Annotated in this window: 24 protein-coding genes; 19 read left to right on the plus strand and 5 right to left on the minus strand. The window is 67.0% G+C overall.

Annotated features, from left to right (window positions below; genetic code table 11):
* Nucleotides 1-66: 66 nt before the first annotated feature.
* From ACQR1H_RS15615 to ACQR1H_RS15705, 19 genes are all read left to right on the plus strand, one after another.
* The gene (locus tag ACQR1H_RS15615) at nt 67-891 is read left to right on the plus strand and encodes an AraC family transcriptional regulator (protein ID WP_316237908.1); all 825 of its coding nucleotides are present in this window, start codon (nt 67-69) and stop codon (nt 889-891) included.
* A 199-nt stretch (nt 892-1090) separates the two neighbouring features.
* Nucleotides 1091-2101 carry a branched-chain amino acid ABC transporter permease gene (locus ACQR1H_RS15620; RefSeq protein ID WP_434907803.1) on the plus strand — a complete coding sequence of 337 codons (1011 nt, stop codon included), beginning with the start codon at nt 1091-1093 and terminating at the stop codon, nt 2099-2101.
* A 1-nt stretch (nt 2102) separates the two neighbouring features.
* Entirely contained in the window at nt 2103-3191 is a 1089-nt protein-coding gene (locus ACQR1H_RS15625) for a branched-chain amino acid ABC transporter permease (RefSeq protein ID WP_409997935.1), read from the plus strand.
* A complete protein-coding gene (locus ACQR1H_RS15630) occupies nt 3184-3966 on the plus strand; it encodes an ABC transporter ATP-binding protein (protein ID WP_315717437.1) in 783 nt (260 codons plus the stop codon). The genes ACQR1H_RS15625 and ACQR1H_RS15630 overlap by 8 nt, the downstream gene beginning before the upstream one ends.
* Nucleotides 3959-6178 carry an ABC transporter permease gene (locus ACQR1H_RS15635; RefSeq protein WP_315802950.1) on the plus strand — a complete coding sequence of 740 codons (2220 nt, stop codon included), beginning with the start codon at nt 3959-3961 and terminating at the stop codon, nt 6176-6178. The genes ACQR1H_RS15630 and ACQR1H_RS15635 overlap by 8 nt, the downstream gene beginning before the upstream one ends.
* A gap of 5 nt (nt 6179-6183) precedes the next feature.
* Nucleotides 6184-7029: a phosphoenolpyruvate hydrolase family protein gene (locus tag ACQR1H_RS15640; RefSeq protein WP_315802951.1), complete on the plus strand. Its 846-nt coding sequence runs from the start codon at nt 6184-6186 to the stop codon at nt 7027-7029.
* A gap of 74 nt (nt 7030-7103) precedes the next feature.
* Complete coding sequence (locus tag ACQR1H_RS15645) at nt 7104-10001, plus strand: flotillin family protein (protein ID WP_315802952.1); 2898 nt, start codon at nt 7104-7106, stop codon at nt 9999-10001.
* Between the two features lie 6 nt (nt 10002-10007).
* The gene (locus ACQR1H_RS15650; RefSeq protein ID WP_315802953.1) at nt 10008-10445 is read left to right on the plus strand and encodes an SRPBCC family protein; all 438 of its coding nucleotides are present in this window, start codon (nt 10008-10010) and stop codon (nt 10443-10445) included.
* A gap of 4 nt (nt 10446-10449) precedes the next feature.
* A complete protein-coding gene (locus ACQR1H_RS15655; RefSeq protein WP_315802954.1) occupies nt 10450-10893 on the plus strand; it encodes an SRPBCC family protein in 444 nt (147 codons plus the stop codon).
* A 15-nt stretch (nt 10894-10908) separates the two neighbouring features.
* A complete protein-coding gene (locus ACQR1H_RS15660) occupies nt 10909-11730 on the plus strand; it encodes an FAD binding domain-containing protein (protein ID WP_434907804.1) in 822 nt (273 codons plus the stop codon).
* Nucleotides 11731-11733: 3 nt separating this feature from the next.
* Nucleotides 11734-12213, plus strand: coding sequence for a (2Fe-2S)-binding protein (locus ACQR1H_RS15665; RefSeq protein WP_315802956.1), 480 nt, complete (start codon nt 11734-11736; stop codon nt 12211-12213).
* Nucleotides 12214-12225: 12 nt separating this feature from the next.
* Nucleotides 12226-13800: a xanthine dehydrogenase family protein molybdopterin-binding subunit gene (locus ACQR1H_RS15670; protein WP_434887622.1), complete on the plus strand. Its 1575-nt coding sequence runs from the start codon at nt 12226-12228 to the stop codon at nt 13798-13800.
* Between the two features lies 1 nt (nt 13801).
* Complete coding sequence (locus ACQR1H_RS15675) at nt 13802-14824, plus strand: xanthine dehydrogenase family protein molybdopterin-binding subunit (protein ID WP_434907805.1); 1023 nt, start codon at nt 13802-13804, stop codon at nt 14822-14824.
* Nucleotides 14825-14830: 6 nt separating this feature from the next.
* Nucleotides 14831-15712: an AAA family ATPase gene (locus ACQR1H_RS15680; protein WP_434887623.1), complete on the plus strand. Its 882-nt coding sequence runs from the start codon at nt 14831-14833 to the stop codon at nt 15710-15712.
* Nucleotides 15709-16827, plus strand: a complete 1119-nt coding sequence (locus ACQR1H_RS15685) for a VWA domain-containing protein (protein WP_434907806.1) — start codon at nt 15709-15711, stop codon at nt 16825-16827. Before ACQR1H_RS15680 ends, ACQR1H_RS15685 begins: the two co-directional genes overlap by 4 nt.
* Nucleotides 16824-17711 carry an amidohydrolase family protein gene (locus ACQR1H_RS15690; protein WP_434907807.1) on the plus strand — a complete coding sequence of 296 codons (888 nt, stop codon included), beginning with the start codon at nt 16824-16826 and terminating at the stop codon, nt 17709-17711. The genes ACQR1H_RS15685 and ACQR1H_RS15690 overlap by 4 nt, the downstream gene beginning before the upstream one ends.
* A 39-nt stretch (nt 17712-17750) precedes the next feature.
* Entirely contained in the window at nt 17751-18599 is an 849-nt protein-coding gene (locus ACQR1H_RS15695) for an MBL fold metallo-hydrolase (protein WP_315802962.1), read from the plus strand.
* An 18-nt stretch (nt 18600-18617) separates the two neighbouring features.
* Complete coding sequence (locus ACQR1H_RS15700) at nt 18618-20192, plus strand: isochorismatase family protein (protein WP_434907808.1); 1575 nt, start codon at nt 18618-18620, stop codon at nt 20190-20192.
* Nucleotides 20193-20195: 3 nt separating this feature from the next.
* Nucleotides 20196-20822, plus strand: a complete 627-nt coding sequence (locus ACQR1H_RS15705) for an FMN-dependent NADH-azoreductase (protein ID WP_315802964.1) — start codon at nt 20196-20198, stop codon at nt 20820-20822.
* A gap of 46 nt (nt 20823-20868) precedes the next feature.
* On the opposite strand, the gene ACQR1H_RS15710 is transcribed toward ACQR1H_RS15705, so the two are convergent.
* The 5 genes from ACQR1H_RS15710 to ACQR1H_RS15730 are packed head-to-tail and all read right to left on the minus strand — an operon-like array spanning nt 20869 to nt 25553.
* Nucleotides 20869-21867, minus strand: coding sequence for an FAD:protein FMN transferase (locus tag ACQR1H_RS15710; RefSeq protein ID WP_434873049.1), 999 nt, complete (start codon nt 21865-21867; stop codon nt 20869-20871).
* Nucleotides 21864-22421 (minus strand): nitrous oxide reductase accessory protein NosL, encoded by a 558-nt coding sequence (locus ACQR1H_RS15715; RefSeq protein ID WP_434887627.1) that lies wholly within the window; start codon nt 22419-22421, stop codon nt 21864-21866. The genes ACQR1H_RS15710 and ACQR1H_RS15715 overlap by 4 nt, the downstream gene beginning before the upstream one ends.
* Nucleotides 22418-23248 (minus strand): ABC transporter permease subunit, encoded by an 831-nt coding sequence (locus ACQR1H_RS15720; protein ID WP_315802967.1) that lies wholly within the window; start codon nt 23246-23248, stop codon nt 22418-22420. The genes ACQR1H_RS15715 and ACQR1H_RS15720 overlap by 4 nt, the downstream gene beginning before the upstream one ends.
* Nucleotides 23245-24165, minus strand: a complete 921-nt coding sequence (locus tag ACQR1H_RS15725) for an ATP-binding cassette domain-containing protein (RefSeq protein ID WP_434887628.1) — start codon at nt 24163-24165, stop codon at nt 23245-23247. Before ACQR1H_RS15725 ends, ACQR1H_RS15720 begins: the two co-directional genes overlap by 4 nt.
* The gene (locus tag ACQR1H_RS15730; RefSeq protein WP_316180586.1) at nt 24162-25553 is read right to left on the minus strand and encodes a nitrous oxide reductase family maturation protein NosD; all 1392 of its coding nucleotides are present in this window, start codon (nt 25551-25553) and stop codon (nt 24162-24164) included. The genes ACQR1H_RS15725 and ACQR1H_RS15730 overlap by 4 nt, the downstream gene beginning before the upstream one ends.
* Nucleotides 25554-25555 lie beyond the last annotated feature (2 nt).

The following is a 25555-nucleotide window of genomic DNA, read 5'->3' on the forward strand; positions in this document are numbered from 1 at the left end:
CCCTTGCTTTCTGACATGCAATGATCGACGCTGACGAATAATAAAAGCCATTTCGGTGAGGAAGTGATGAGTAGGGCGCTCGCCGTCTTTCATGCTCGCTTCGGCCGTGCGACGGTTTATCAGCTCAATCGGCCATTCAATGTGCATGCCCATCGCGAGGGACATCTGATCTTTCACGTTGGTGGGACGCCGGCCGACATCGACGTCTGCGACCAGCACTATCAGATCGGCGAGGACTGGATCGTCGCGGTCAATCCGTGGGAACCGCACAATTTCCTGCCGAACGACATCGACAACGGCGCCATCTTTTTTGTGCTCTACGTCAATGCGGAGTGGTTCACGCCCTCGGCTGCGCGCGAGCAGGGCCTGCGGTTTGGCCGTACCTGCTTCCGGCGGACTGCCGCGCTCGATCGCTGTATTCGCCGCACCGCAGCGTTGGTATGTGGCGCGCCATCGCTCGGCTGTCTCGACGGCGAGCTGAGGCAGCTCATCGACAGTTGCTACGAGGAAAGCTGGCGCATCTCGGAGCAGATGCCCGAACGGCCATGCGCGGAAGTGACGGACTTTCGTGTTCGCAAGTGCATCAAGCTGATGTCGGACAGTCCGTGCGCCGAGATCGAGCTCGATCACATCGCCCGCGAATCAGGACTGTCACGGCCTCATTTCTATCGGCTGTTCCGCAGCCAGACCGGTGTGACGCCCAATCTCTATCTGAATACGCTGCTGATGGAGCGAGCGCTCGATGCCGTCGTGGCAACGGAAGCGCCGATCGCCGATATCGGCTTCGATCTCGGATTCACCTCGCAGAGCGGCTTCACGCGGTTCTTCGCCGGCAATGTCGGCATGGCGCCGACCGACTATCGCCGCGCTGCAAAAGTTCTGCGCGCCTGACCTGCTGCTGCGCGTTGCGCGAAAAGAGACTGTCGATCAAGTGCGCACTCTCGTCTGCCGCTACACTCTGGGCAACGTGATCCGCAAAAGGATCCGACGAGGGAGGACGAGCGATGGCCGGCAGACCCGGCGATCTTCGGCTGAATGCGCCTTTCCGCTGTGACGACGGATCCGTCCCTCGTATCCTGAGGGAGGGGTGATGAGCCGCTTCATCGAGCGTCACCCGATCTGGTCCCTCATCATTCTCCTCGCCTTGGCGCTGCTGGCGTGGCTGATCTTCGCCGTGTGGCCGCCGGGGCTCGAGGAGGCGATCGGCCGCAAGAAGGTGTTCCTGAGTGCGGTTTTCAACGGCATCACGCTGGGTGGACTGTATTTCCTTGTCGCGAGCGGATTCACGTTGATCTTCGGCCTGATGCGCAACGTCAATCTTGCGCACGGCTCGCTCTATCTGCTTGGCGGCTATGTGGGCTACGGCGTGTCCGCCGCGACGGGGTCGTGGATCCTCGCCTTCGTCGCCGCCTTCATCGTCGTCGCGGCCATCGGTGTTCTCCTGCAACTGCTCGTCTTCCGCCGCATGGAGGGGCAGGACCTGCGCCAGACCATGGTGACGATCGGCCTCTCGATTGTGTTCGCCGATCTGATGCTGTGGGCGTTCGGCGGCGACTTCTATCAGATCCAGACGCCGGGCTGGCTGATCGGGCCGGTGCAGCTGCCGCTGATGACGGCGATGAAATCGTCGGGCGAGGCGGTGTTCCTGCAATATCCGCTGGTGCGGCTGGTGATCTTCTGCGGCTCGGTCGTGATCGGCATTGCGATGTGGCTCGCGCTCAACCGCACCCGCGTCGGCATGATCGTGCGGGCCGGCGTGGATGATCGCGAGATCCTGGCGGCAACCGGCGTGCAGATCCAGCTCGTCTTCGTGCTGGTGTTCGCACTGGGCGCGGGGCTGGCCGGCATTGCCGGCGTGGTCGGCGGAACCTTCCAGTCCATCTCACCCGGCGAGGACACGCGCTTTCTGCTGGCCTCGCTGGTCGTCGTCATCGTCGGCGGCATGGGATCGATCCCGGGAGCCGCGCTCGGCGCGCTGGTCATTGGGCTCGCCGAGCAGCTCGGCTCGGTCTACATCCCAACCTATGCGATCGTCGTGACCTTCCTGATCATGGTGCTGGTGCTCGCGCTGCGGCCCCAGGGCCTGCTGGCGAGGCGATGAGATGTCGCTGATCCAGGAGGCACGCGCGCGGGAGAGCATGCTGGCAGGCGGCGCCGCACGGCAGCCGGTCGCATGGTCGGCCACCGAGCAGCCCTGGGCCTGGGCGGTCGCCGCGCTGCTGCTGATCATGCCGCTGATCGCCAACGGCTTCTTCCTGATCGAGATCTTCGGCACGACCCTGATCCTCGGCACCATCGCGCTGAGCCTGATGTTCCTCGCCGGTTATGGCGGCATGGTCAGTCTGATGCAGCTGACGATCGCGGGCTTTGCCGGCTACATGGTTGCCGTGTTCGGCGTCAGCGGCAACGCCAATATCAGCCTCGGCTGGCCGTGGTGGTTGGCGACGCCGGTGGCGCTGGTGCTCGCGGTGCTGTTCGGCACGCTGGGTGGTGCGCTGGCGGTGCGCACCGAGGGCATCTACACCATCATGATCACGCTCGCGATCGGCGCGGCGTTCTATTATTTCACCAACCAGAACTGGGCGATCTTCAACGGCCACACCGGCATCAACACGATCGCCACGCCGCATGTTCTCGGCGTCGATTGGCGCACGGATATCGCGTTCTATTACCTGACGCTTGCGGTGGCCGCGCTGTGCTATTTCGCTGTGCTCTATCTGTCGCGCGCGCCGTTCGGCCTGGCGCTGCAGGGCGTGCGCGACAATCCCAGGCGCATGGCCGCGCTCGGCTTCAACGTCAATGCGCATCGCATCGCCGCCTATGCGTTCGCGGCCCTGATCGCCGGCATGGGGGGCGTGCTGCAGGTCTGGAACTATCGGCAGATCTCGCCCGGATCGGTCGCGGTCGAGCGCTGCATCGACATTCTCATCGTCGCCGTCGTCGGCGGAATCACCCGGCCGGTCGGGCCGTATATCGGCGCGTTCATCTTCGTCATCCTGCGCACCTTCGCGCTCGACTTCCTGGTCAAGGTCGGGCTCGACGGCAACCGGTTCCGGCTGCTGATCGGGCTCGGCTTCCTCGCCATCGTGTTCTGGTCCTCCGACGGCGTCATCGGCCTCTATGAGCGGTGGCGCAAACGCGGCCAGCGCACGGAGGAGCGGCCCCGTCCGGGAGGTCACGGCCATGGATAGGGTCGCGGACCGGCTCTCAGCGCTCGGCTCGACCGCAGCCCTCGAATTGCGTGGCGTGACGCGGATGTTCGGCGCGCTCGCCGCGCTGACCGACATCACGATCACGGTGCGGCCTGGCGAGCGGCGCGCGGTGCTCGGTTCGAACGGCGCCGGCAAGACCACCTTGTTCAACTGCGTGACCGGCGACTTCCTGCCGACGTCAGGCACGATCCGTTTCTTCGGCGAGGACATCACCGCCTTTCCGCCCTACGAGCGGATCCGCCGCGGGCTGCGCCGCACCTACCAGATCTCGGCACTGTTCCTCGGCCTGTCGGTACGCGACAATGTCTATCTGGCATGCCGTGGCGTCTCGCGCGCGCGCTTCTCGATGCTGCGTCCCAGCGCCAATGACGCCCTGATGCAGGCGGCCGAGCGCCTGATCGAGGCCGTGCATCTGACGTCGGTGCGTGATCAACTGGTTTCGGAGCTCGCCCATGGCCAGCAGCGGCAGCTCGAGATCGCGCTGGCGCTGGCTGGCGCGCCCCGATTCATCCTGTTCGACGAGCCGGCGGCGGGTCTGTCGCCGACCGAGCGGCGCGAGCTGGTCGAGATTCTGACGTCGCTGCCGCCGCACATCGGTTACATCATCATCGAGCACGACATGGACGTGGCGCTGCGCGTCGTCGAGAGCGTGACGATGATGCACAACGGCCGCATCTTCAAGGAGGGCGCACCGCAGGAGATCGAATCCGATCCGGAGGTGCAGGAGCTCTATCTCGGAGGAGGCCATGAATGATATCCGCCGCTCCGCGCCTGCGCTCGAGGTCCGCGGCCTCGACGTCTACTACGGCCATTCGCATGCGCTGCAGGGCGTCGACCTCCGGCTCGACAGCGGAGTGTTCTCGCTGGTCGGCCGCAACGGCATGGGCAAGACGACGCTGTGCAAGGCCATCATGGGCCTGCTGCGGCCGTCCGGAGGGACGGTGCGGCTGCGGGGAGAGGATATCACGGGCCTCAATCCCGCGCGCATCGCGCGGCTCGGCGTAGGCTACGTGCCGCAGGGGCGGCGTCTGTGGCGCTCGCTCAGCGTCGACGACCATCTGCGGCTCGCGGCCGGCCAGCGCCGCGGCGCCTGGACTGTCGAGCGCGTCTACGAGACGTTTCCGCGGCTCGCCGAGCGCCGCAACAATGGCGGCGGGCAGTTGTCCGGCGGCGAGCAGCAGATGCTGGCGATTTCGCGCGCGCTGCTGACCAATCCGCAGCTGCTGATCATGGATGAGCCGACGGAGGGCTTGGCGCCGGTGATCGTCGCCCAGGTCGAGGAGATGCTGATCCGGCTCGGCCAGGACGGCGACATGGCGGTGCTCGTGATCGAGCAGAACATCGGCGTTGCAACCGCAATCTCGGCCCGCGTCGCGATCATGGTCAATGGCCGCATCAACCGCATCATCGACTCGGCCCGGCTCGCCGCCGACCGCGAGCTGCAGCAGCGCCTGCTCGGCGTCGGCCAGCATGCCGGCGACGAGACGGATCTCGGCACGGGGCAGGACGGCGACGCGCCCGCCGCACGTGCGGCGGCGCCAACGACGCCGAAAGCTGCGCCCGTCAAGGTTTACGTCTCCAATCCCGTGCTGCCGACGCGCTGGTCGCAGCCGGTGCCGATCGCGCAGATCGAGGCCAAGGCGCGCACGCTCTCCACCAGCGTCAGCCGGCTTGACGAGGCCGCGCGCCAGGGCCGTGAGCGCGCCGTGCCGATCGCGTCAGGTCCGCCCGCGGTGATCGTCGCCGGCACGCTCGACACCAAGGGTGACGAACTGCGCTTCATTCGCGATCTCGTCGCGAGCCACGGGCTGCGCACCCGGCTGGTCGACGTCTCCACCAGCGGACGCCATACGAGCTGCGACGTCTCGGCCCAGGAGGTCGCGCTCAATCATCCGCGCGGCGGCTCCGCCGTGTTCGGCACCGATCGCGGTGCATCCGTCACGGCCATGGCCGACGCGTTCGCGCGCTGGCTGCGCCGGCAGGACAATGTCGCAGGCATCATCTCGGCGGGCGGCTCCGGTGGTACGTCGCTGGTCGCACCTGGCATGCGCGAGCTCCCCGTCGGCGTGCCCAAGCTGATCATCTCCTCGGTCGCCTCGGGAGACGTCGGCGCCTATGTCGGGCCGGCCGACATCGCGATGATGTACTCGGTCACCGACGTCCAAGGACTCAATTCGATTTCGCTGATGGTGCTGAGCAATGGCGCGCATGCGCTTGCCGGCATGGTGATGGCGCGCGAGCAACGGTCCGCTGTCGCTGATCGCACCCGACCGCAACGTCCCGCGATCGGCATCACCATGTTCGGCGTAACCACGCCGGCGGTGCAGAAGCTCACCGCCGAGCTGCGCGACGACTACGAGTGCCTCGTCTTCCACGCCACCGGCGTCGGCGGCCGCTCGATGGAGAAGCTGGTCGATTCCGGCATGCTCGCCGGCGTCATCGATCTCACCACGACTGAGGTCTGCGACCTGCTGATGGGCGGCGTGTTTCCGGCAACCGAGGATCGCTTCGGCGCGGTCATCCGCACCCGCGTGCCCTATGTCGGCTCGGTCGGCGCGCTCGACATGGTCAATTTCGGCGCGCCCGAGACCATTCCGGAGCGCTATCGCGGCCGCAAGTTTCACGTCCACAACCCGCAGGTCACGCTGATGCGGACGACGGCGGCGGAGAACGCGCAGATGGGGCGCTGGATCGGCGAGCGGCTCAACCGCATGGACGGGCCGGTCCGGTTCTTCCTGCCCGAGAAGGGCGTGTCGGCCCTTGATGCACAGGGACAGCCGTTCTTCGATCGCGAGGCGGACGAGGCGCTGTTTCGCAGCCTCGAACAGACGGTGCGGCAGACCTCGAACCGGCGCCTGATCCGCGTGCCGCATCACATCAACGACAATGAGTTCGCAGCAGCGATCGTCGGTGCCGTCAGGCCGATGCTCGGGCGGCTGCCGACGCGGCGCAGACAGGCGAGGTGATGGTGATGCCGAGATATGAGCGCGCACCGCTGCTGAAGAAGTTTCGCGACATGGTGCGCCGTGGCGTGCCGATCATCGGCGGCGGGGCCGGCACCGGCCTGTCTGCCAAATGCGAGGAGGCCGGCGGCATCGACCTGATCGTGATCTACAATTCCGGCCGCTATCGCATGGCCGGCCGCGGTTCGCTCGCCGGCCTGATGGCCTATGGCGACGCCAATGCCATCGTGGTCGAGATGGCCAGCGAGGTGCTGCCGGTGGTGAAGTCGACCCCGGTGCTCGCGGGCGTCAACGGCACCGACCCGTTCCGCGACATGGATGTGTTCCTCGACGAGCTGAAGTCGCTCGGCTTCTCCGGTGTGCAGAACTTCCCAACCGTCGGCCTGATCGACGGCACTTTCCGCGCCAACCTCGAGGAGACGGGCATTTCCTACGCGCTGGAGATCGACATGATCGGGCGCGCGCACGACAAGGACCTGCTGACGACGCCTTATGTCTTCAATGAAGCCCAGGCCGCGGGCATGGCGATCGCGGGCGCGGACATCATCGTCTGCCATCTCGGTCTGACAACCGGCGGCTCGATCGGCGCGCAGACCGCGCCCAAGCTCGAAGACTGCCCCGGCCTGATCGACAGCTGGGCCTCGGCCGCGCTCAGCGTCAACCCGGAGATTCTGGTTCTGGCCCATGGCGGCCCGATCGCGGAGCCGTCCGACGCCGACTTCATCATGAAGCACACCAAGAACTGCCACGGCTTCTACGGCGCCTCCTCAATGGAGCGGCTGCCGGTGGAGCGCGCGCTGACGGAGCAGGTACGACATTTCAAGGCAATCAGCGCGCGGCCACGCCGCGTCTGAGGTGACAACACGAGATCCGGCAGCCCTGGCGCTTGGCGCCACGCTCGCCGGACGGAGACTGAGGGAGGAATGAGATGTCCGGGGTTCTGATCGGTGAGCTGATCCTTTGGCTGATCATCGCGATCATCGTCATCGTGGTCGCAGTCTACATCGTCAACTGGCTGTATCATCGTTCGTCGAAGGAGGTCTCCTTCGTCCGAACCGGTTTCATGGGTGAGCGCGTCGTCATCAATGGCGGCGCCTTCGTGATGCCGTTCATTCACGACTATACGCCGGTCAACATGAACGTGCTGCCGATGGGAATCACGCGCGCGAAGCAGGACGCCGTGATCACGCGTGACCGCATGCGGGTCGACGTCGAAGCCGACTTCTACGTGCGTGTGCAGCCGACCAGGGAAGCGGTGTCGATTGCGGCCGCGACGCTCGGCCGGCGCACGCTCGAACCGGAAAAACTGCACGCGTTGCTCTCCGGCAAGTTCATCTCCGCCCTGCGCGCGGTCGCGGCCGAGATGACGATGGAGCAGATGCACGAGGAGCGCGGCGACTACGTGTCCCGCGTGAAGGCGGCCGCCTCCGAGGCGCTGGCGCAGAATGGCCTGGAGCTGGAATCGGTCGCGATCACCGATCTCGACCAGACCGACCTCGAATTCTTCAACCCCTCGAACCGGTTCGATGCCGAGGGTCTGACGCGGCTGATGGAGGACATCGAGAGCAAGCGCAAGCTGCGCAACGACATCGAGCAGGACTCGATGATCAAGATTCGCACCCGCAACCTCGAAGCCGAGCGCGAGGCGCTCGATATCGAGCGCGAGAGCGAGACGGCGCGGCTGGAGCAGGAGCGCGACATCGAGATGCGCCGCGCCCTGCAGCGGACGGAAGTGGCGCGCGAGCGGGCGCTGCGCGAGACCGAGGCCGAGCAGGCACAGATCATGGCGCGCGAGGCGATCGAGAAGGCGCGGATCGCGAACGAGCTGACGATTGCCGAGGCCCGAATCGCGGCCGAGCGCGACACGCGGCAGCGCGAGATCGAGCGGACGCGTGCCGTCGAAGAGAGGGAGCTGCTGGCGCGCGAGGATATCGAGAAGGCTCGTATCGCCAATCAGCGGGCCATCGATGCCGCGCGGATCGAATCCGAGCGCGAGGTGCGCCAACGCGATATCGAGCGGACCCGCACCATCGAGGAAGCAGAGATCGCGGCGCGCGAGGCGGTCGAGAAGGCGCGGATCCAGCAGGATCGCGTCGTCTCCGATGCGCGCATCGCCAATGACGAGGAGACACGCCGCCGCGAGATCGAACGCACCCGCGCGGTCGAGCAGGCGGAGATCGCCGCGCGCGAGGCGACCGAGAAGGCGCGCATCGCGCAGACCATGATCGTCAATCTGGAGCGCATCAGCTCCGACGAGCGCACCCGCGCCACCGAGATTGCCCAGGTGCGCAACATCCAGGAGGCCGAGATCGAAGCGCAGAAGGCGGTCGAGGCCGCCCGGATCGCGCGCGAGCAGGCATTGTCGGCGGAACGGATCGCTGCCGAGCACGCCACGCGCAAGCTGGAGATCGAGCGCAACCAGGGCGTCGAGATCGCCGGCATCGCCGCGCGCGAGGCGACGGAAGCCAGCCGCATCGCGCAGGAGGAGCGGGTGCGTGCGCTGGAGATCGCGCGCATCCGGACCATCGAGGAGGCGGACATCGCCTCGCGCGAGGCGATCGAAGCGGCCCGCATCGCCCAGGAGCTGGCTGTAACAGCCAAGCGGATCCAGTCGGAGAAGGAGACGCGCAGCCTGGAGATCGAGCGCACGGAGGCCGTCGAGGCCGCCGATCTGAAGCGTCGGGAGGCGGTCGAGCGGCGTCGCATCGAGGTCGAGCTGGCGCTGGAGGCCGAGCGCATCGCCTCGTCGCGGACGCGCGAGGTGCTCAACATCGACCAGAAGAAGGCGATCGAGCTCGCCGACGAAACCCGCGTGATCGAGCTCGCTGCCAAGCGCGCCGAGCGCATCGATGCGGATCGCCAGGTCAAGGAAGCCGAGATCGTTGCGCGCAAGCAGGTCGAGACCGCCGATGTCTCGCGCGAGCAGGCGCTGGAGGCTGTCCGGCTGGAGCGTCGCCGGGCGATCGAGCAGCTCGAGGTCGCGCGCGTCCAGTCGCTGCAGGAGGCCGAGATCGCGGCCCGTGAGGAGGTCGAACGCGCCCGCATCGCCTCCGATCGCGGTCTCGACGAGGCCCGCATCGGCCGCGAGCGCGAGCTGCGCAAGCTCGAAGTCAATCGCGAGAAGGACGTCGAGACTGCGCTGATGGAGAAGGCGATCGCGCTGTATCAGAAGTCGCTGGAGGAATCCGCGGCCAAGGTCGCGGCCGAGGAGGCGCGCACGCGCGCAACGGAAGCGGCAGAGAAAGTGGTCACCGCGCGCGAGAGCGAGATCGCCCGCCGCCGTAAGACCGTCGAGGTGCTGCTCGCCGAGAAGCAGGCCGAAGAGACGCGGATCGCGGCCGAGGCCGAGCGGGTTCGTGCCGCGGTCGAAGCCGAAGCGCAGAAGCTGCTCAACGAGGCCGAGAACGTCCTGACCGATCAGGCGCGCTACTCGCTGTTCCGGCGCAAGCTGCTCGACCGCATCGAGGGCATCGTGCGCGAGAGCGTCAAGCCGATGGAGAAGATCGAGGGCATCCGCATCCTGCAGGTCGACGGCTTGAACGGCAATGGCGGCAACGGCAATGGCGGCCGCAGCGCGACCGACGAGGTGATCGACTCCGCGCTGCGCTACCGCGTGCAGGCGCCGCTGATCGACTCCATCCTCTCCGACATCGGAGTCGAGGGCGGCAGCCTCGCCAAGATGCCCGGCCTGATCCGCGAAGCCAGGGACATGCAGGGCATCCGGAAAGAGACGTCCGCGCGCAAGGATGCAGGCGGCGGAGGTGGAGCAAATGATGCCAGCCCATCCGAGCCGCCAGCCGACCGCGGTCCGCGCAAGAAGGGGTGAGGCACCATGGCGAGAGTCTACGTCTCCACCGTCGTCAATGCCCGCAACGACCGGGTGTGGGCGCGGGTGCGCGATTTCAACGGCCTGCCGAACTGGCATCCGGCGATTGCCGAGAGCCGCATCGAGGGCGGCGAGCCCGCCGACAAGATCGGCTGTGTCAGGGATTTCAGGCTGCGCAATGGCGACCGCATCCGCGAGAAGCTGCTCGGCCTGTCCGACTACGACATGTTCTGCACCTATTCGATTTTGGAATCGCCGATGGGCGTGTCGAACTACGTCGCGACCTTGCGCCTGACGCCGGTTACCGACGGCGACAAGACCTTCCTGGAATGGACCGCCGAATTCGACTGCGCCCCGGAGCGCGAGGCCGACCTGGCCGGCTCGATCGGCGGCGGCGTGTTCCAGGGCGGCTTCGATGCGCTCAAGCGGGCGTTCGGAGGCTGACGCCGTGCCGCACGTCGTCAAGAGCACCATCATCGACGCGCCGACTGACCGGGTGTGGGAGGTGCTGCGCGACTTCAACGGTCATGATCGCTGGCACCCGGCGGTGGCGACCTCGGCGATCGAGCGCTCGCAGACGTCCGACAAGATCGGCTGCGTCAGGCGCTTCCGGCTCAAGGACGGGTCGGAGTTGCGCGAGCAACTGCTGGCGCTGTCCGATCTCGAACAGAGCTTCAGCTACTGCCTGCTCGACACGCCGATCCAGCTGTTCAACTACGTCGCCCATGTCCGGCTGCTGCCGGTCACCGATGGTGATCGCACCTTCTGGCACTGGGAGAGCCGCTTCACGACGCGGCCCGAGCAGGCCGAGGCTCTGACGCGCATGGTGGCGGAAGACATCTACCAGGCCGGCTTCGAGGCGATCCGATCGCATCTGAAGCAGGCGGCATGAGCAAGAGGTGAACCGATGCCGGTCACGGTGAAGACGTTTCAGGCCGCGAGCGACGCGGCGTCGGCGCTGTCGTCCGATCGCGCAGCCCGCTATCTCGGCGGCGGCACGCTGGTGATGCGCGATCTGAACGAAGGCGACGTCTCGATTGCGACCGTGGTCCGCGCGACCGACCGCGCGCTGCAGAGCATCGATGCGGCGGGCGCGCGCATCCGCATCGGCGCCGCGGTCACTTTTGCCCGCGTGCTGGCCGAGCGCGAGCTTGCGTTCCTGCATCCGGCGGCGCGCTCGATTGGCGGGCCGGCGGTCCGCAACATGGGCACCGTCGGCGGCAATTTGTTCGCACCTGCGCCATTCGGCGATTTCACCGTGGCGCTGCTGGCGCTGGACGGCACGGTCTCGGTGCAGGGCGGCTTCGGCGTCAGGGACATGCCGCTGGAAGAGTTTCTGCAGTCGCGCGATCGCCAGGCTGGTGCGCTGGTCGTCGCGGTCTCCTGCATTCGGCCGGCATCGGTGGATGCGTTCCGGTATCGCAAGATCGCCCGCATCAAGCCGAAGGGCGGATCTGTGATCACGATCGCCGCGCATGTTCCCCTCGGCGGCGGTCGCGTGACGGGGGCCCGGATCGCGCTGGGATCGATGGCCCCGACCGCCATCCGCGCCAAGGCGGCCGAGCGCGCGCTCGAAGGCCGGCCGTTCGATGCGACCGCGATCAGCGCGGCGGCTGCGGCGGCGGGCGAGGGGACAGCTCCCACGGACAATTCGCTGGCCAGCGCGTGGTACCGCCGCGAAGTCGTGGGCGTGCATCTGCGGCGGCTGCTGTCGGGGCAGGAGAGCTAGGCCATGGCAAAAACTCCCCTTCAATTCCGGCATAACGGCCGCGACGTCGCGCTGTTCGTCGAAGGTGGCACCAACCTCCTGGTCGTGCTGCGCGAGATGATCGGTGACGTCACGCCGAAATTCGGCTGCGGCCAGGGCGGATGCGGCGCCTGCACGGTGCTGATCGATGGCGATGCTCATCTCTCGTGCCTGACCCTGGCGGAGTCCGTCGAGGGCCGTGCGGTCGAAACGCTCGACGGCATCAAGGCCGGGCCGAACCTGCATCCACTGCAGCGGGCGTTCGCCGACGGCTTCGCCGCGCAATGCGGCTATTGCACGCCGGGCATGATCATGGCGGCCAAGGCCCTGCTCGACAAGACCCCGCAGCCGAGCCGCGAGCAGGTCGTCGAGGCCATCTCCGGCAATGTCTGCCGCTGCACCGGCTACGAGCCGATCATCAATGCGGTGTTGGCGGCGGCCGCGTCGCTGCGCGCGAGCGCGTGAGGAGGGATCGCCATGCTGGAATTGCGCAAGGACATCTTCGCCGACGAGCGCGACGACAATCTCAACGAGGTTGGCAAGGGCACCCAGCGCCAGGACATGCTGGGCCATGTCACGGGAACATCGACCTATTTCAACGATCACAAGCTGCAGGGCATGCTGCATCTGAAGGTCGTCAGATCCACGCAGCCGCATGCGCGGCTGCGCCGCATCGACACCAGCGAGGCCGAGCGGAGCGAGGGCGTGCGGCGGATCATCCGCGGCGCCGACGTGCCGCGCAATCTCAACACGCTGCTCAGCCTGATCAATTTCGGCAAGGACGACGAACCGACGCTCGCCGTCGACAAGGTGCGGTACCGCGGCGAGCCGATCATCGCCGTGGTCGCCGAGACGCCGCGCGCGGCAGCCGAGGCGGCGGCCAGGGTACGCGTCGACTATGAGACCTTGCCCGCGGTGTTCGACGTCGAGGAGGCGCTGAAGCCGGGGGCGCCTGTCGTCAACGAGACCTATCCGAAGAACACATTCACCTATCACGAGCGCTACGATCATCAGAAGCTGCGCTTCGGCGACGTCGAGCGTGGCTTCTCCGGCGCCGATCATGTCTTGGAACAGCGCTACCAGATGTCTCCGATCGAGCATGCGCCGGTCGAGACCAACGGCTCGATCGCCGCGCCCGACACCAACGGCCGCTACGTGGTCTATACCTCGACCCAGGCGCTGTTCTTCTCGCTCGACACCTGCGCCAAGATCCTCGATCTGCCGTCGAACACGTTCCACTTCATCGGCGGCACGGTCGGTGGCGGCTTCGGTGGCAAGGTCGACACGCTGACCGAGCCGCTCGCCATTCTCGCTGCGATGTTGACGGGGCGCCCGGTGCGCTACGTGCTCGGGCGAGAGGAGGAGATGCAGTTCGGGCCGCCCCGCGGCGCCGAGCGCATCTACATCAAGGACGGGGTCATGCGCGACGGCCGCATCGTGGCGCGCCAGATCCGCGGCTATTTCGACTCTGGCGCTTATACGCGGCTGTCGAGCTACGCGGTGGTCAAATGTGCCGCGCACCTGCCGGGGCCCTACACGATCCCGAACGTCCATGGCGACATCTACTGTATCTTCACCAACCGCACGCCGGCCACCGCGATGCGGGGCTTCGGCATCACCGGTATGGACTTCGCGCTCGAATGCCAGATGGACAAGCTCGCGCATCTGATCGGCATGAATCCGATGGAGTTTCGTATCCTCAACGCCTATCGCGACGGCGATATGAAGGCGCATCGCCGCGAGGCCAAGAACACCGCCCTGATCGAATGCGTCCAGGTTGCGGCCGAGAAGGCCAAATGGCCGATCCGCGAGGAATTCCGCCGCATGTCGTCGCGCAAGGACGGCGGCGGCGCGCGGGCCGCCGTTCCCTCCACGCCGCGTGAGCCGGTGAGCGCGCGGCCTGCGCCGGCGCAGCAGCGCACGAGCTATGACCGGGGGCTCCCGGTTTCTCCACCTCCTGAGCCGCCGTCACCACCCCCACAGAGCCCGGCACCGGCTCCCGCACACGGCGCGACGCGGTTCTCGTCGGTATTCGGCACGAGGAGGCGCTGACATGACCAGGCACCTCGGCCGCGGCATGGCGGCGATCAACTATCCCATCGGCATGAATCTCGGCGGCGATCCGAGCCAGGCGCTGGTGCACTCCAATCCCAGCGGCAAGTTCACCGTGGCGCTGTCTTCGATCGATCTCGGACAGGGCATGAAGTCGGTGACGCGGCAGATCTGCGCCGAGACGCTCGGCGTGCCGGTCGAGGACGTCTATGTCGACACCGCCGATTCCGACACCGGCCCGCATTGCATGGGCTCGTTCGCCTCGCGCGGCACGCATCGCGTCGGCAATGCCGTGATGGCTGCCGCCAAGGAGGCGCGCGGCGTCATGATGGAGGCGGCGGCCGAGGAGCTCGAGGTCAACGCCAGCGATCTCGAGACCGATGGCCGCGGCAACATTCACGTCAAGGGCGCGCCGCATCGCTCGATCTCGGTGAAGGACGTCGCCATCGCCGCGCAGTTCCGTCAGGGCAAGACGATCTCCGGCCGTGGCATCTTCCTGGTGCCGCTGTCGGAGGTGGATCCCGAGACCGGCGAAATGTCCCCGGCGACCTGCTACGCGCATGCGTGTCTCGTTGCCGAGGTCGAGGTCGATGACGAGACCGGCGAGGTCGGTGTGGTCAGGATGGACAGTGCCTATGAGCTGGGACGCGCGCTCAATCCCCGCCTCGTCGAGCAGCAGCTGGTCGGCGGCGCCTGGATGGGCATGAGCCACGCGCTCTACGAGACGACGGAGCCGTATTACCCGGACCCGAAGCAAGGACCGCGCGACTTCGTCGAATACCTGATGCCGGGACCTGGCGACATCTGTCCGCACGACATCGCCGTGCTGGAGCGGCCGGCGCCCGACGGGCCGTTCGGCGGCAAGGGCCCTGGCGAAATGTGCGCCAATCCGGTGCTCCCTGCCATCGCGAATGCGATCTTCAACGCTGTCGGCGTGCGCATCGACGAGCTGCCGATCACGCCGGAGAAGGTGCTGCGCGCGATCAGGGCCCAGGGTGGCGCCCGGCCACAGACGCGGCGGTGACGCAGCATGGTGGTCCGCAGCAACATCGTCGGCATCGACTCGCCGCAGGCGCTGGAAAAGGCACTGCGGGCGGCCTACTATCTCGCCGATGACGGGCTCTCGACCGCGGCCTATCTCGCCCTCGCGCTGGGCAAGCCGCTGCTCTTGGAAGGCGCACCCGGCGTCGGAAAAACCGAGGCGGCGAAGGCGATCGCTGCAGTGCTCGGCCGCAAGCTGATCCGGCTGCAATGCTACGAAGGCATCGACGCCGCGGCGGCGCTCTACGAGTGGAACTATCCGCGCCAGATGCTCGCGATCCGCCAGGCCGGCGAGGAGAGCATCGACATCTATGGTGAGACGTTCCTGATCGAGCGGCCGATGCTGGCCTGCCTGCGTGCGCCCGACTCGACGGTGCTGCTGATCGATGAGATCGATCGCGCCGACCAGGAGTTCGAGGCGTTCCTGCTCGAATTCCTCTCCGACTTCCAGATCTCGATTCCAGAGCGCGGCACGATCCGTGCCGCCGAGCGGCCGATCGTGGTGCTGACCTCGAATCGGACTCGTGACCTGCACGAAGCGCTGCGCCGCCGCTGTGTCTATCATTGGATCGACTATCCCGATGCGGAGCGCGAGGCGCGGATCGTGATGATGCGGGCCTCCAGTGTTGCCGAGGCGACCGCGCGGGCCGTGGTGGCTGCAGTGGCGAAGCTCAGGCGCGAGCCGCTGAGCAAGGCGCCGGGGATCGCCGAGGCCGTCGACTGGGCCGAGGCCGCGACCTTGCTCAACCAGACCGGCGCGCGCTGGCCGGATGCGTTCAGGCGATCGATCGGCGTGGCGCTGAAGGACGAGGAGGATCTGTCCTTCATCGCGCCGCGGCTCGACGCGATGCTCGCGGAGGCGATGACATGAGCGAGTCCCGCCTGCCGCAGGCGACTGAGATCTTCGTGACGTTCGCTGCGCTGCTGCGGCGGAACGGCTTCGCGATCGCACCCGAGCAGACCACCGCCTTTCTCGCTGCGATCGAACTGCTGGGGCCGACCAGCCTCGACGATATCCGGCGGGCCGGGACGGCGACCCTGGCGCCGCCGCCCGAGCGGCTTGCGACCTACAATCTGCTGTTCGACATCCATTTCGGCGTTGCCGAGGCGACGGCCTTCGGCGAGAGCGACAGGCAGGATGATGTCGTGCGTCTCCAGGAGGAAGGGAGCGGCGCTGTCGATCCCGATATCGCCGAGGAGCAGAACGAGTCCGGTCTGGCGGCCACGCGTGCCGAGGCGCTGGTCGCGCGCCGCCTGGCTGCGACCACAGGCGGCAACGTCCTGCAGCGTCTCGCGCGCCAGGCGCGTGCCAAGCTGCCGAAGCGGCGCGGCCATCGGCGCATGCGCGCGCGGCGCGGCAGTTTCGTCGACCTGCGACGGACCCTGCGTGAGAGCGTAAGGCGCGAGGGTGAGGTGCTGTCGCTGCGGCGGCTGAAGCGACGGCCTCGATTGCGACGATTGCTGCTGTTGATCGACGTCTCCGGCTCGATGAAGGCGCGGACCGAGGACAACATGCGGCTCGCCCACGTGCTGGTGCAGGCCGTACCCCAGGCCGAGGTGTTCACGCTTGGGACACGGCTGACACGTGTGACGCGGCCCTTGCGGCTCAAGCGGCGCGAGCAGGCGCTGCTCGCTGCCTCTCATCTCGTCAGCGACTGGGACGGCGGCACGCGTATCGGCGAGGCGCTGCAGGCCTTCCTCGCGGTGCCGCGGTTCTCGACCTACGCGCGGGGCGCCGCCGTGCTGGTCATCTCGGATGGGCTCGAGCGTGGTGACCATCACGTGCTCCGTGACGCCGTGTGGAAGCTGTCGCTGCGCGCCTGGCGCCTGAGCTGGCTGACGCCGCTCGCGACGGGGCCAGGCTTCAAGCCTCAAACCGAGGCGCTGCAGGCGGTCGCGCCATTCGTCGACGACATCGCAGCCGGCGGGTCGGACGAGGCCATCGTCGCGCATGTGCTGTCGCTGGCACAGAGGAGGGCGGCATGACCGGATACGTCGATGCACATCATCACATCTGGCGGCAGGCCGATCTGCCATGGCTGGTCGGGCCGATGCAGCCGCGGATTTTTGGCCCCTACGAGCCGATCCGGCGCGACTACGCGATCGGGGAATATCTCGACGACACCGCCGGCAGCGGCGTCAGGAAGTCGGTCTATGTGCAGACCAACTGGACCAAGGACGGCTTCGAGGACGAGGCCGCCTGGGTGCAGCGAACTTCTGAGCAGCACGGCTTTCCGCATGCGATCGTCGCCTATGCCGATCTGAGCGTCGACGATGCGCGGCCGCAGTTCGACCGGTTGGCGCGCTACCCGCTGCTCCGCGGGGTCCGGATGCAGCTCCACTGGCATGAGAACCCGCTCTATCGTTTCGCTTCGTCCCCGGACCTTTGCAGCGATACCCATATCCGCGCCAACATCGCGCGGCTCGCCGACTACGGCTGGTCCTTCGACCTGCAGGTTTTCGCGCCGCAGATGGCTGGCGCCGCGGCGCTTGCCGAGAGCTGTCCGTCCGTGACTTTCATCCTTCAGCACGCCGGCATGCCGGAGGACCTGTCCGCACATGGTCGCGATCAATGGCGAGCCGGAATGCAGCGGCTGGCGAACTGCAGCAACGTCGTCAGCAAGCTCTCGGGCCTCGGCACCTTCATTCGCCGCAACGATCCGGCGCATGTTGTCGAGGTGGTGCGGGAGACGATCGGAATGTTCGGGCCCGAGCGCTGCCTGTTCGGTTCGAATTTTCCGATCGAGAAGCTCTGGACCGACTATCGCGCACTGGTGGGAGCCTATGAGGCTGCCATCCAAGACCTCGACGAGCATGCACGCGCGCAGGTCATGGGAGGGACGGCGCAGCGCGTCTATCGGCTGGGATGATACCGCCTGCAACGACAACAAAAGCAACAGGGAACGCTCATGGCGCTGGAAATCAAGATTCTCGACTATGGTGACATCGAGCTCGAATCGAGCTTCCTCGTGCTCGGTCGTGATTGCGGCCGCACCCGCCGGGTGCTGACGCTCGGCTTCCTGATCCTGGGCGGGCCGTATCCGGTCGTGGTCGATACCGGCTATCGCTCCAACCAGATCATGGAGACGCTGGGCATGCGCGGGCTGCAGTACCATGAGAACATGATCGAGAACCAATTGGCGCGCCACGGCGTCCGCATGGGCGACGTCCGCTATGTCTGCCACACCCATCTGCACATCGATCACGCCGGCAAGGACGACCTGTTCCCGATGAACACGACGGTCGTGCTCAACCGCCGCGAGCTCGAATACTCCGTCTCCGGCCTGATGCATCCGCAATATCCGGCGCCGGACATCAAGCATCTCATCGACCGGCTGCACACCAAGAGCGCGCTGCGCTTCCTCGACCTCGAGCTCACCGGCCCGGTCGAGCTGATGCCGGGCGTCTATTGCGATGCTGCGAACGCCCATACCGAGGGCTCGATGAACATCCACGTCCACACCGCCGACGGCATCGCCACCATCTGCGGCGACGTCATCTACGATTTCAACGACCAGATCGTGACGCCGTTCAACGAGATCCAGGATGGCGAGCCGCGCACCACCGGCAATCACGGCACCACCAAGCGTGCCGAGAAGGCGGCGATCAAGAAGCTGTTGTCGAGCTCGCGCTATCTGCTGCCGGTGCATGATCGTCCCGCCAAGATCGAAGGCGGCGTCGTAACGGGGCGGCTGCATGACCAGGTGCCGGGTCCGATCGTGCAGTCGCTGCCGCAGCGGCACTGGTTCCCGGCGTGATCCGCACGAGGCACAACGATGACACACGTGACCTTGCGCCCTGAGTTCGAGACCCTGGTCGACCCCTACGCGCCGGTGGCGCAGGTGGCGACCGGCTTCGAGTTCACGGAGGGGCCGATCTGGCATCCCGTCGAGCAGTTCCTGCTGTTCTCCGACATGCCGGCTGATGTCCGCCGCCGCTGGGATGCGAAGCGCGGCGTGGTCGAGATGCGGCGGCCCTCGAACAAGTGCAACGGCATGACCTATGATGCCGAGCTCAACCTGATCGTCTGCGAACACGCGACGTCGTCGCTGGTGCGCGAGCGTCCCGACGGCCGCCGCGAGATCCTGGCGTCGCATTTCGAGAACCAGGAACTCAACAGCCCCAACGACGTGTGCGTCCACTCGAGCGGGGCGATCTACTTCTCCGATCCGTGGTATGGCCGCATGCCGGTCTATGGCGTGGAACGGCAGCGCCAGCTCGGCTTCCAGGGCGTGTACCGGGTGGCGCCGGGCGGCGGGCCGCCGCGGCTGCTCGTTGACCGCCATCTGTTCGACCAGCCCAACGGGCTGTGCTTTTCGCCGGACGAGAAACTGCTTTACGTCAACGACACGGTGCAGGCGGTGATCCGCGTGTTCGACGTCGGCGGCGATGGTGCGCTGTCGAACGGACGCATCTTTGCAAGCGGCATCCGTTCCGAGCTCGAGCCCGGCGTGCCCGACGGCATGAAGTGCGATCAGCGCGGCAATGTCTGGGTCACCGCTCCCGGCGGCGTCTGGGTCTACGCGCCCGGCGGCGAGCTGCTCGGCAAGGTCCGCGTGCCGGAGCTCGTCGCCAACCTCGCCTGGGGCGGGGCTGATTTCCGCACGCTCTATCTGACCGCGACGCATTCGGTCTACGCGATCGCAACCAAGATCGGTCCGCGCCACGAGACGTATATGAGCGGGCGGACTGGCAGCAACGCCGCGCCGGCCACCGCGTCTTCGGCCCCGCAGCTCGCTGCTGGCGACATGCAGCTCGACCCGCGCCGCTGCGCCATGATCATCCAGGACCTGCAGAACGACGTCATCATGGACGGCGGCGCCTTTGCCGAGTCCGGAGCGCCGGGGCACGCCAGGCAGCAGCGTGTTATCGACAATGTCCGGCGGCTCGCTGAGGCCGCCCGCGCGCGCGGCGTCGTCATCATTCACGTCTGGTTCGTGGTCGAGCCCGGCGCCCCCGGCGTGACCCTGAACGCGCCGTTGTTCGAGGGTTTGGTCGACAGCAGGGCGATGGTGCGCGGCAGCTGGGGGGCCGCGCCGGTCGCGGGGCTGGAGCCGCGGAGCGGGGACTTCGTCGTCGAGAAGATGCGGATGAGCGCCTGGGAGGGCACGCGGCTCGAGACCATTCTCAAGGCCACCGGGCGCGACGTCATCATCAACACCGGCGCCTGGACCAACATGTCGGTCGAGCACACCGCGCGGACCGGGGCGGACAAGGGCTACTTCATGGTGGTGCCGGAGGATTGCTGCTCGACCATGAACGCGGACTGGCACAATGCGTCGATCAACTTCGCCATGCAGAATGTTGCTGTCGTGACCACGGCCGACGCGGTGATCAGGGCACTTGGGTGAGGCATGCCAAAGCTGTTGCATCTCGTCGCCTCGCCGCGGGCGGATTCGGAATCCAGCGCCGGCGCGCGCGCCTTCCTGGACCGCTTCAGGCAGGCGCGGCCGGGATGGGACGTCGACGAGATGAATCTGTGGCGCGAGAATCTGCCGGAGTTCGACGGTGAGATTTTGCAGGCGAAGTATGCCCGCATGGGCGGCCGCGCCTTCACCGACGGCCAGCGCGGGGCGTTCGCGGCGGCCGAACGCATGGCGGTGCGGCTCGATCTGGCCGAGCGCGTCGTGATCTCGACGCCGATGTGGAATTTCGGCATTCCCTACAAACTCAAGCACTGGCTCGACATCATCAATCAGCCGGGCCTCACCTTTCACTTCGATCCGTCGCGTGGCTACCTGCCGCTCCTGAAGGATCGTCCGACGCTGGTGATCCTCGCCAGCGGCGGCGACTTCACCACCGGCATCAGCCGGGGGCGGACCGACCTCGCGACGCCCTATTTGCGCGAGGCGCTGCGCTTCATGGGTCTTCGCGACCTCCACTTCGTGGCGATCGGGCCGACCAGCGGACCGGCCACGCACACCGCCGCCGCACGTGAGCGGGCGCACAGGCGGCTCGCCGAGATGGCCGCACGATTCTAGCTGATGCGACGTTCCCGATTGCGATCCGACGGCAGACGAGACGGACTCAGCCGACGAGGTCGACTGCGGCTCCAGCCGCGTCGATCAGGTGAACACGTTCGATCTCGGTGCGGGGCAGCAGTGCACGGATCTCGGGCTCCGACATCAGGCTGAACGCGGTCGAGAGCGCGTCCGCCGCCGTTGCATTGCCGGCGACCGTGGTCACGCTGCGATAGCGCTGCGCGCAGCCGCCGCTGTGCGGATCGAACAGATGATTGAAGCGGCCTTGTGGATCGAAGCGGAGGCCATAGGCGCCTGACGTCGATACGGCCCGATCGATGATCGGTAGCATCGCGGCGATCCGATCGGGATTGTCAGGGTCGGCGATCCCGACCTCCCAGGGCCGCGCGTCCGGCCGTGCGCCGATGGCGCGGGCTTCGCCCATGTCGACCAGGCTGTGCTGTACACCCTCGCCGCGCAGCAGCTCGACGATCCTGTCCGTGACATAGCCCTGCGCGATGCCATTGAGGGTGAGCGCCATGCCGCGCGGCATGACGATGCGATCGCGACTGACGCCGAGCCGCTGATGGCCGACCCGCGTCAGCGCCTCTTGCACGGCCGCCTGCGGCGGGCCGTCGGGATTGGCATCCGGGCGCGAAAAATGATCGGCGTAGAGCGTCCACAGCGGCTGCACGGTCGGGTCGAAGCGGCCGTCGGTCATCGCGGCGTAGCGCTGCGAGCGTGTGAGGATGTCGACCAGCTCGGGCGCGGGGTCCACCAGCACGCCGGTGCGGTTCAGCGTCACCAGCGCCGATTGCTCCAGATACAGGCTGAACAGGCGCTCGAGCCGCCGGGCTTCGCCGATCGAGACCGTGATCAGCCGTTCGGCTTCTTGCCGGTCGCGGTGATGAAGCTTGATCGTGGCGACGGCGCCGAGCAGCGTGCCGCGCCATTCGACCAGTCCGCTTGTGCTGTCGGCCGCATGCGCCCTGGAAGGAGCGACCGCGAGGCCCGCCAATGCGGCGCTGATGCGGATGAAGCGCCGACGCGAGAGCTGATTTGTCATCGTTGCACCTCAGGCGTGTCCTTGTGGCCCGGCTGGATCGTAACGGCGTTGTCGTCGGGCGAGCTCAGCACATAGTCGCGCGGCACCCCGGTGAAGCCGACGATGCGGCCGCCGTGCTCGGCAGCGAATCGCTCGGCCGCGCTCCGATCCGAGAACGGCACCGCCTCGTCGCTGCCCATGCCGCTCCTGACCCGGCTGCCGATCACGAACACCGCCTTGCGCGCCTCGACCCAATTGTCGGCGCCCGGATTGTCCCAGCTCGCGGCTTTGCCCATGTCGGAGACGTAGATCGCCTGGATTTCCTTGGGCTCGTCGGGCAGCATCGTGAAGGCGATGGCGTCGCGCGCGGAGGAGAACCACACCGGCTCGATCAGGCTGGCGGCGAAGATCTGTCCCTTGGGGCCGGAATGCTCGAGCAGGTTCATTCCGCAATAATGCCCGATCGCCTCCGCCGTCAGCTTGACCGGCGGCGGCGGCGCGGCGGCCTGCTTGTCGTTGCAGGCGGCGAGCGCAAAGGCGACGATGAGCGCGCCGGCGTAAGCGAGGCGTTTCATAGCTCTCTCCGGGAGAAGGCCAGCGCGGCGCCTGCGAGCGGCACCAACGTCCACAGCACCAACGCGGTGAGCAGCACCTCAACCGACAGCGTACTGCTGCCGGCGAGCCCGGCCATGCCGGAGAACAGGCTGACATTGGCGAAGCCGGTCAGGTTGAACAGCCGGTAGGCGTCGGTCGGGTTGAGCAGCAGCAGCGCGCTGAGCAGGCCGCCGGAGACGTTGCGGCCCTGGTCGATGACCAGAAGGCCGAGCAGCGCCATGTCGTAGATCAGGACGAGCGCGAGCCACAGGCCAATGCAGACACCCGCTGCGGTGCCGCGGTCGCGCACGACTGCGCTGACCAGATAGCCGATCGCGACGAACACCGCGCCAAGCAGAACGGAGGAGCCGATCATCGCGGCGAAGGCCGTGAGCCCGTCGCTGTCGAAGTGGCTGCCGGCGATCAGCAGCGCCACCGCGGCTGCGCTATAGCCGAGGCAGGTCGCGAAGGCGAGCACGGCAAGATGTCCGAGGAACTTCCCGAGCAGCACCTGCCAGCGCGCCACGGGATAGCTGAGCAGCAGCAGCATGGTGCCGCGCTCCATGTCGCCGACGATGGCGTCGTGCGAGATCAAAAGCGCGATCAACGGGATCAGGAAGATGGTCAGGCTCGACAGGCTGACGATGACGACGTCGAGTGCGCGCGCGCCCACGGTGCCAGTCGGTGCGCTGCCGAGAAAGGTCAGCGACAGCGCGAGCCCTGCCAGCAGCAGGGTCGACGCCAGCACCCAGCGGTTGCGGATCGCCTGCTGGATTTCCTTCGCGGCGATGGTGATCACGGCATTCATTGCGAACGCTCCGCGTGGCGCAGGAAATGCGCGTAGAGCTCGTCGAGATTGGGCGGGATGAGCTCGAGATCCTGCACGGCGGTGCCCTCGGCCGTCGCACGGCGCAGCAGAGCGATCTTCTCGTCCGGCGCCGCGTCGATCTCGACAATGTGGCCGTTGATCCGACGATAGGAGGTCGCCTCCGGCAGCCACGAGGGCCGGCCGGATAGCGGCAGGTCAGCGACCTTGACCCGGATCCGAGTCGGCAGTCGCGCGAGGCGGCGCAGTTCGTCGAGCGTGCCGTCGGCGACCTTGAGTCCCTTGTTCATGATGATGACACGGCCGGCCCTCTCCTCCAGCTCGGTCAGCGCATGCGATGACAGCAGCACCGTCGTGCCCTCGGCGGCGAGCTTCTGGATCACCTCGTAGAACGTCTGGCGCAGTTCGGGATCGAGACCGGTGGTCGGCTCGTCCAGCAGCAGCACGCGTGGCCGGCCGATCAGCGCCTGCGCCAGGCCAAGCCGCTGGCGCATGCCCTTCGAGTAGGTATTGACGCGGCGCCCGGCAGCGTCGCCCAGCCCGACGACATCGAGCAGCGCCAGTGCGCCGCTCGCCGGCTCGCGTTTGAGGCGGGCGTAGAAGGTTTGCGTCTCGCGGCCGGTGAGCGCGGCATCGAAGGCGACGTTCTCCGGCAGATAGCCGAGCCGACGCCGCGAGGAGAACTCGCCGGCGGCCGGGTTTTCGCCGAGCAGCGCGATCGTGCCCTTGGTCGGCCGGATCAGGCCGAGCATCATCTTCATCAGCGTGGTCTTGCCGGCGCCGTTGTGGCCGATCAGGGCCACCATCTCTCCGGCCGCGAGATCGAACGACACGCCCTTGACGGCTTCGACCTTGCCGTAATGCTTGATCACGTCGGCGATATGGACGGTCGCGCTCATCGGGCGCTGCTCCCGGCGGCAGTGCGGCGCGCCGGCGGTGGCGACATCAGCGGATGGCTATCGACCACCCCGCCGGGCAGGATCGCCGGAAACTGCGCCTGCGCCCAGCGGATGACCTGCACGGCCGGGCTGTTGATCAGGACTTTGGCGGCCGGCGCCGTCCACAGCACGCGGTCGATCAGATCGTTCGGCCGGTAGGCGGTGTCGGCAACGCCGTCGCCGTTGAGGTCGAAGCCGGGATTGTCGCTCCAGTAATTGCCGCGGCCGTTCTTCGACCAGTCGAGATGGCGGGTGCCGACATATTTGATCTGGCTGGCGTTGTTGACGAAGGCATTGCCCCGGATGTCGTTGCCTTCGGAGCCGGCGGTGAAGTGCACGCCGATCTCGCAGCCCTCGAACCAGTTATTGGTGATACGATTGTTGTTCGTGTTGTAGATGAACACGCATTTCTCGGGGCCGGGACGGACGCCGCCGCTCGGTGTGAACACGCTCTTGTCGGTCAGCGGCACGCCTTCGTCGGTGCCGCGGTTCTCGGCGGTCGCCCAGCGCTCCGCCGGCTGCAAGCCGCCGATCACGCTGTTGCCGGAGATTTGCGAGCCGTTGGTCGCGTTGAACAGCATGCCGCGATCGCGGTCGTGGTCTGAGACGTTGTCCTTCACGACCAGGTTCTTCGAGAACATCATCGCGTAGCCGATGATGTTGCCGACCGAGACGTTGCCGGTGATCTCGCCGTCATTGGCGTACATGTAGTGGACGGCAAAGCGCAGCTCGCTGAAGCGGTTGTGGCTGAACGTGTTGTTGCGGCTGGTAATGGCGAACACGCCATCGCGGCCATAGCGGATGTCGTTGTCGATCACCTTGGCGCCCGGCGCGTTCCAGACCGAAACGCCATTGCCGGTGCCGCCGGGCAGCGTCGCGCGCAGGCCGATGATGCTGTTGTGGCGGACCATGGCATTGGCTGATCCGTGCAGATAGACGCCGAACAGATTGCCTTCGATCCGGTTGTTCTCGATCAGCGTGTCGTGCGCGCCCTGGTCGACGAAGATGCCGGAATCCATCTTCTCGAGCGAGCGGCCGGATCCTTTGAGGACGAAGCCTCGAATGACGGTACCCGGTGCCGTGACGGTAATGACGCTCCCATGCCCATCGCCGGTGATCACCGCGCCGTGCGCGCCCGTCAGTGTCAGGCGATGGGTGATCCGCAGCGGCCCGCGATAGGTGCCTGCGGCCAGCGCGATCTCATCGCCGTCGGCGGCGCGATCGAGGACGCCCTGCAAGTCGGCAATATCGGCCGCGATCTGTCGTGTCGCCGCTGTTGCGCGGAAGGGCAGGCCGGCGACGACGAGCGCCGCCAGCCCCAGAGTCTTGATATGGCGCATGCGCCGCATCG

Source organism: Bradyrhizobium sp. HKCCYLRH2015, from assembly GCF_051168215.1.
Taxonomy (GTDB): domain Bacteria; phylum Pseudomonadota; class Alphaproteobacteria; order Rhizobiales; family Xanthobacteraceae; genus Bradyrhizobium.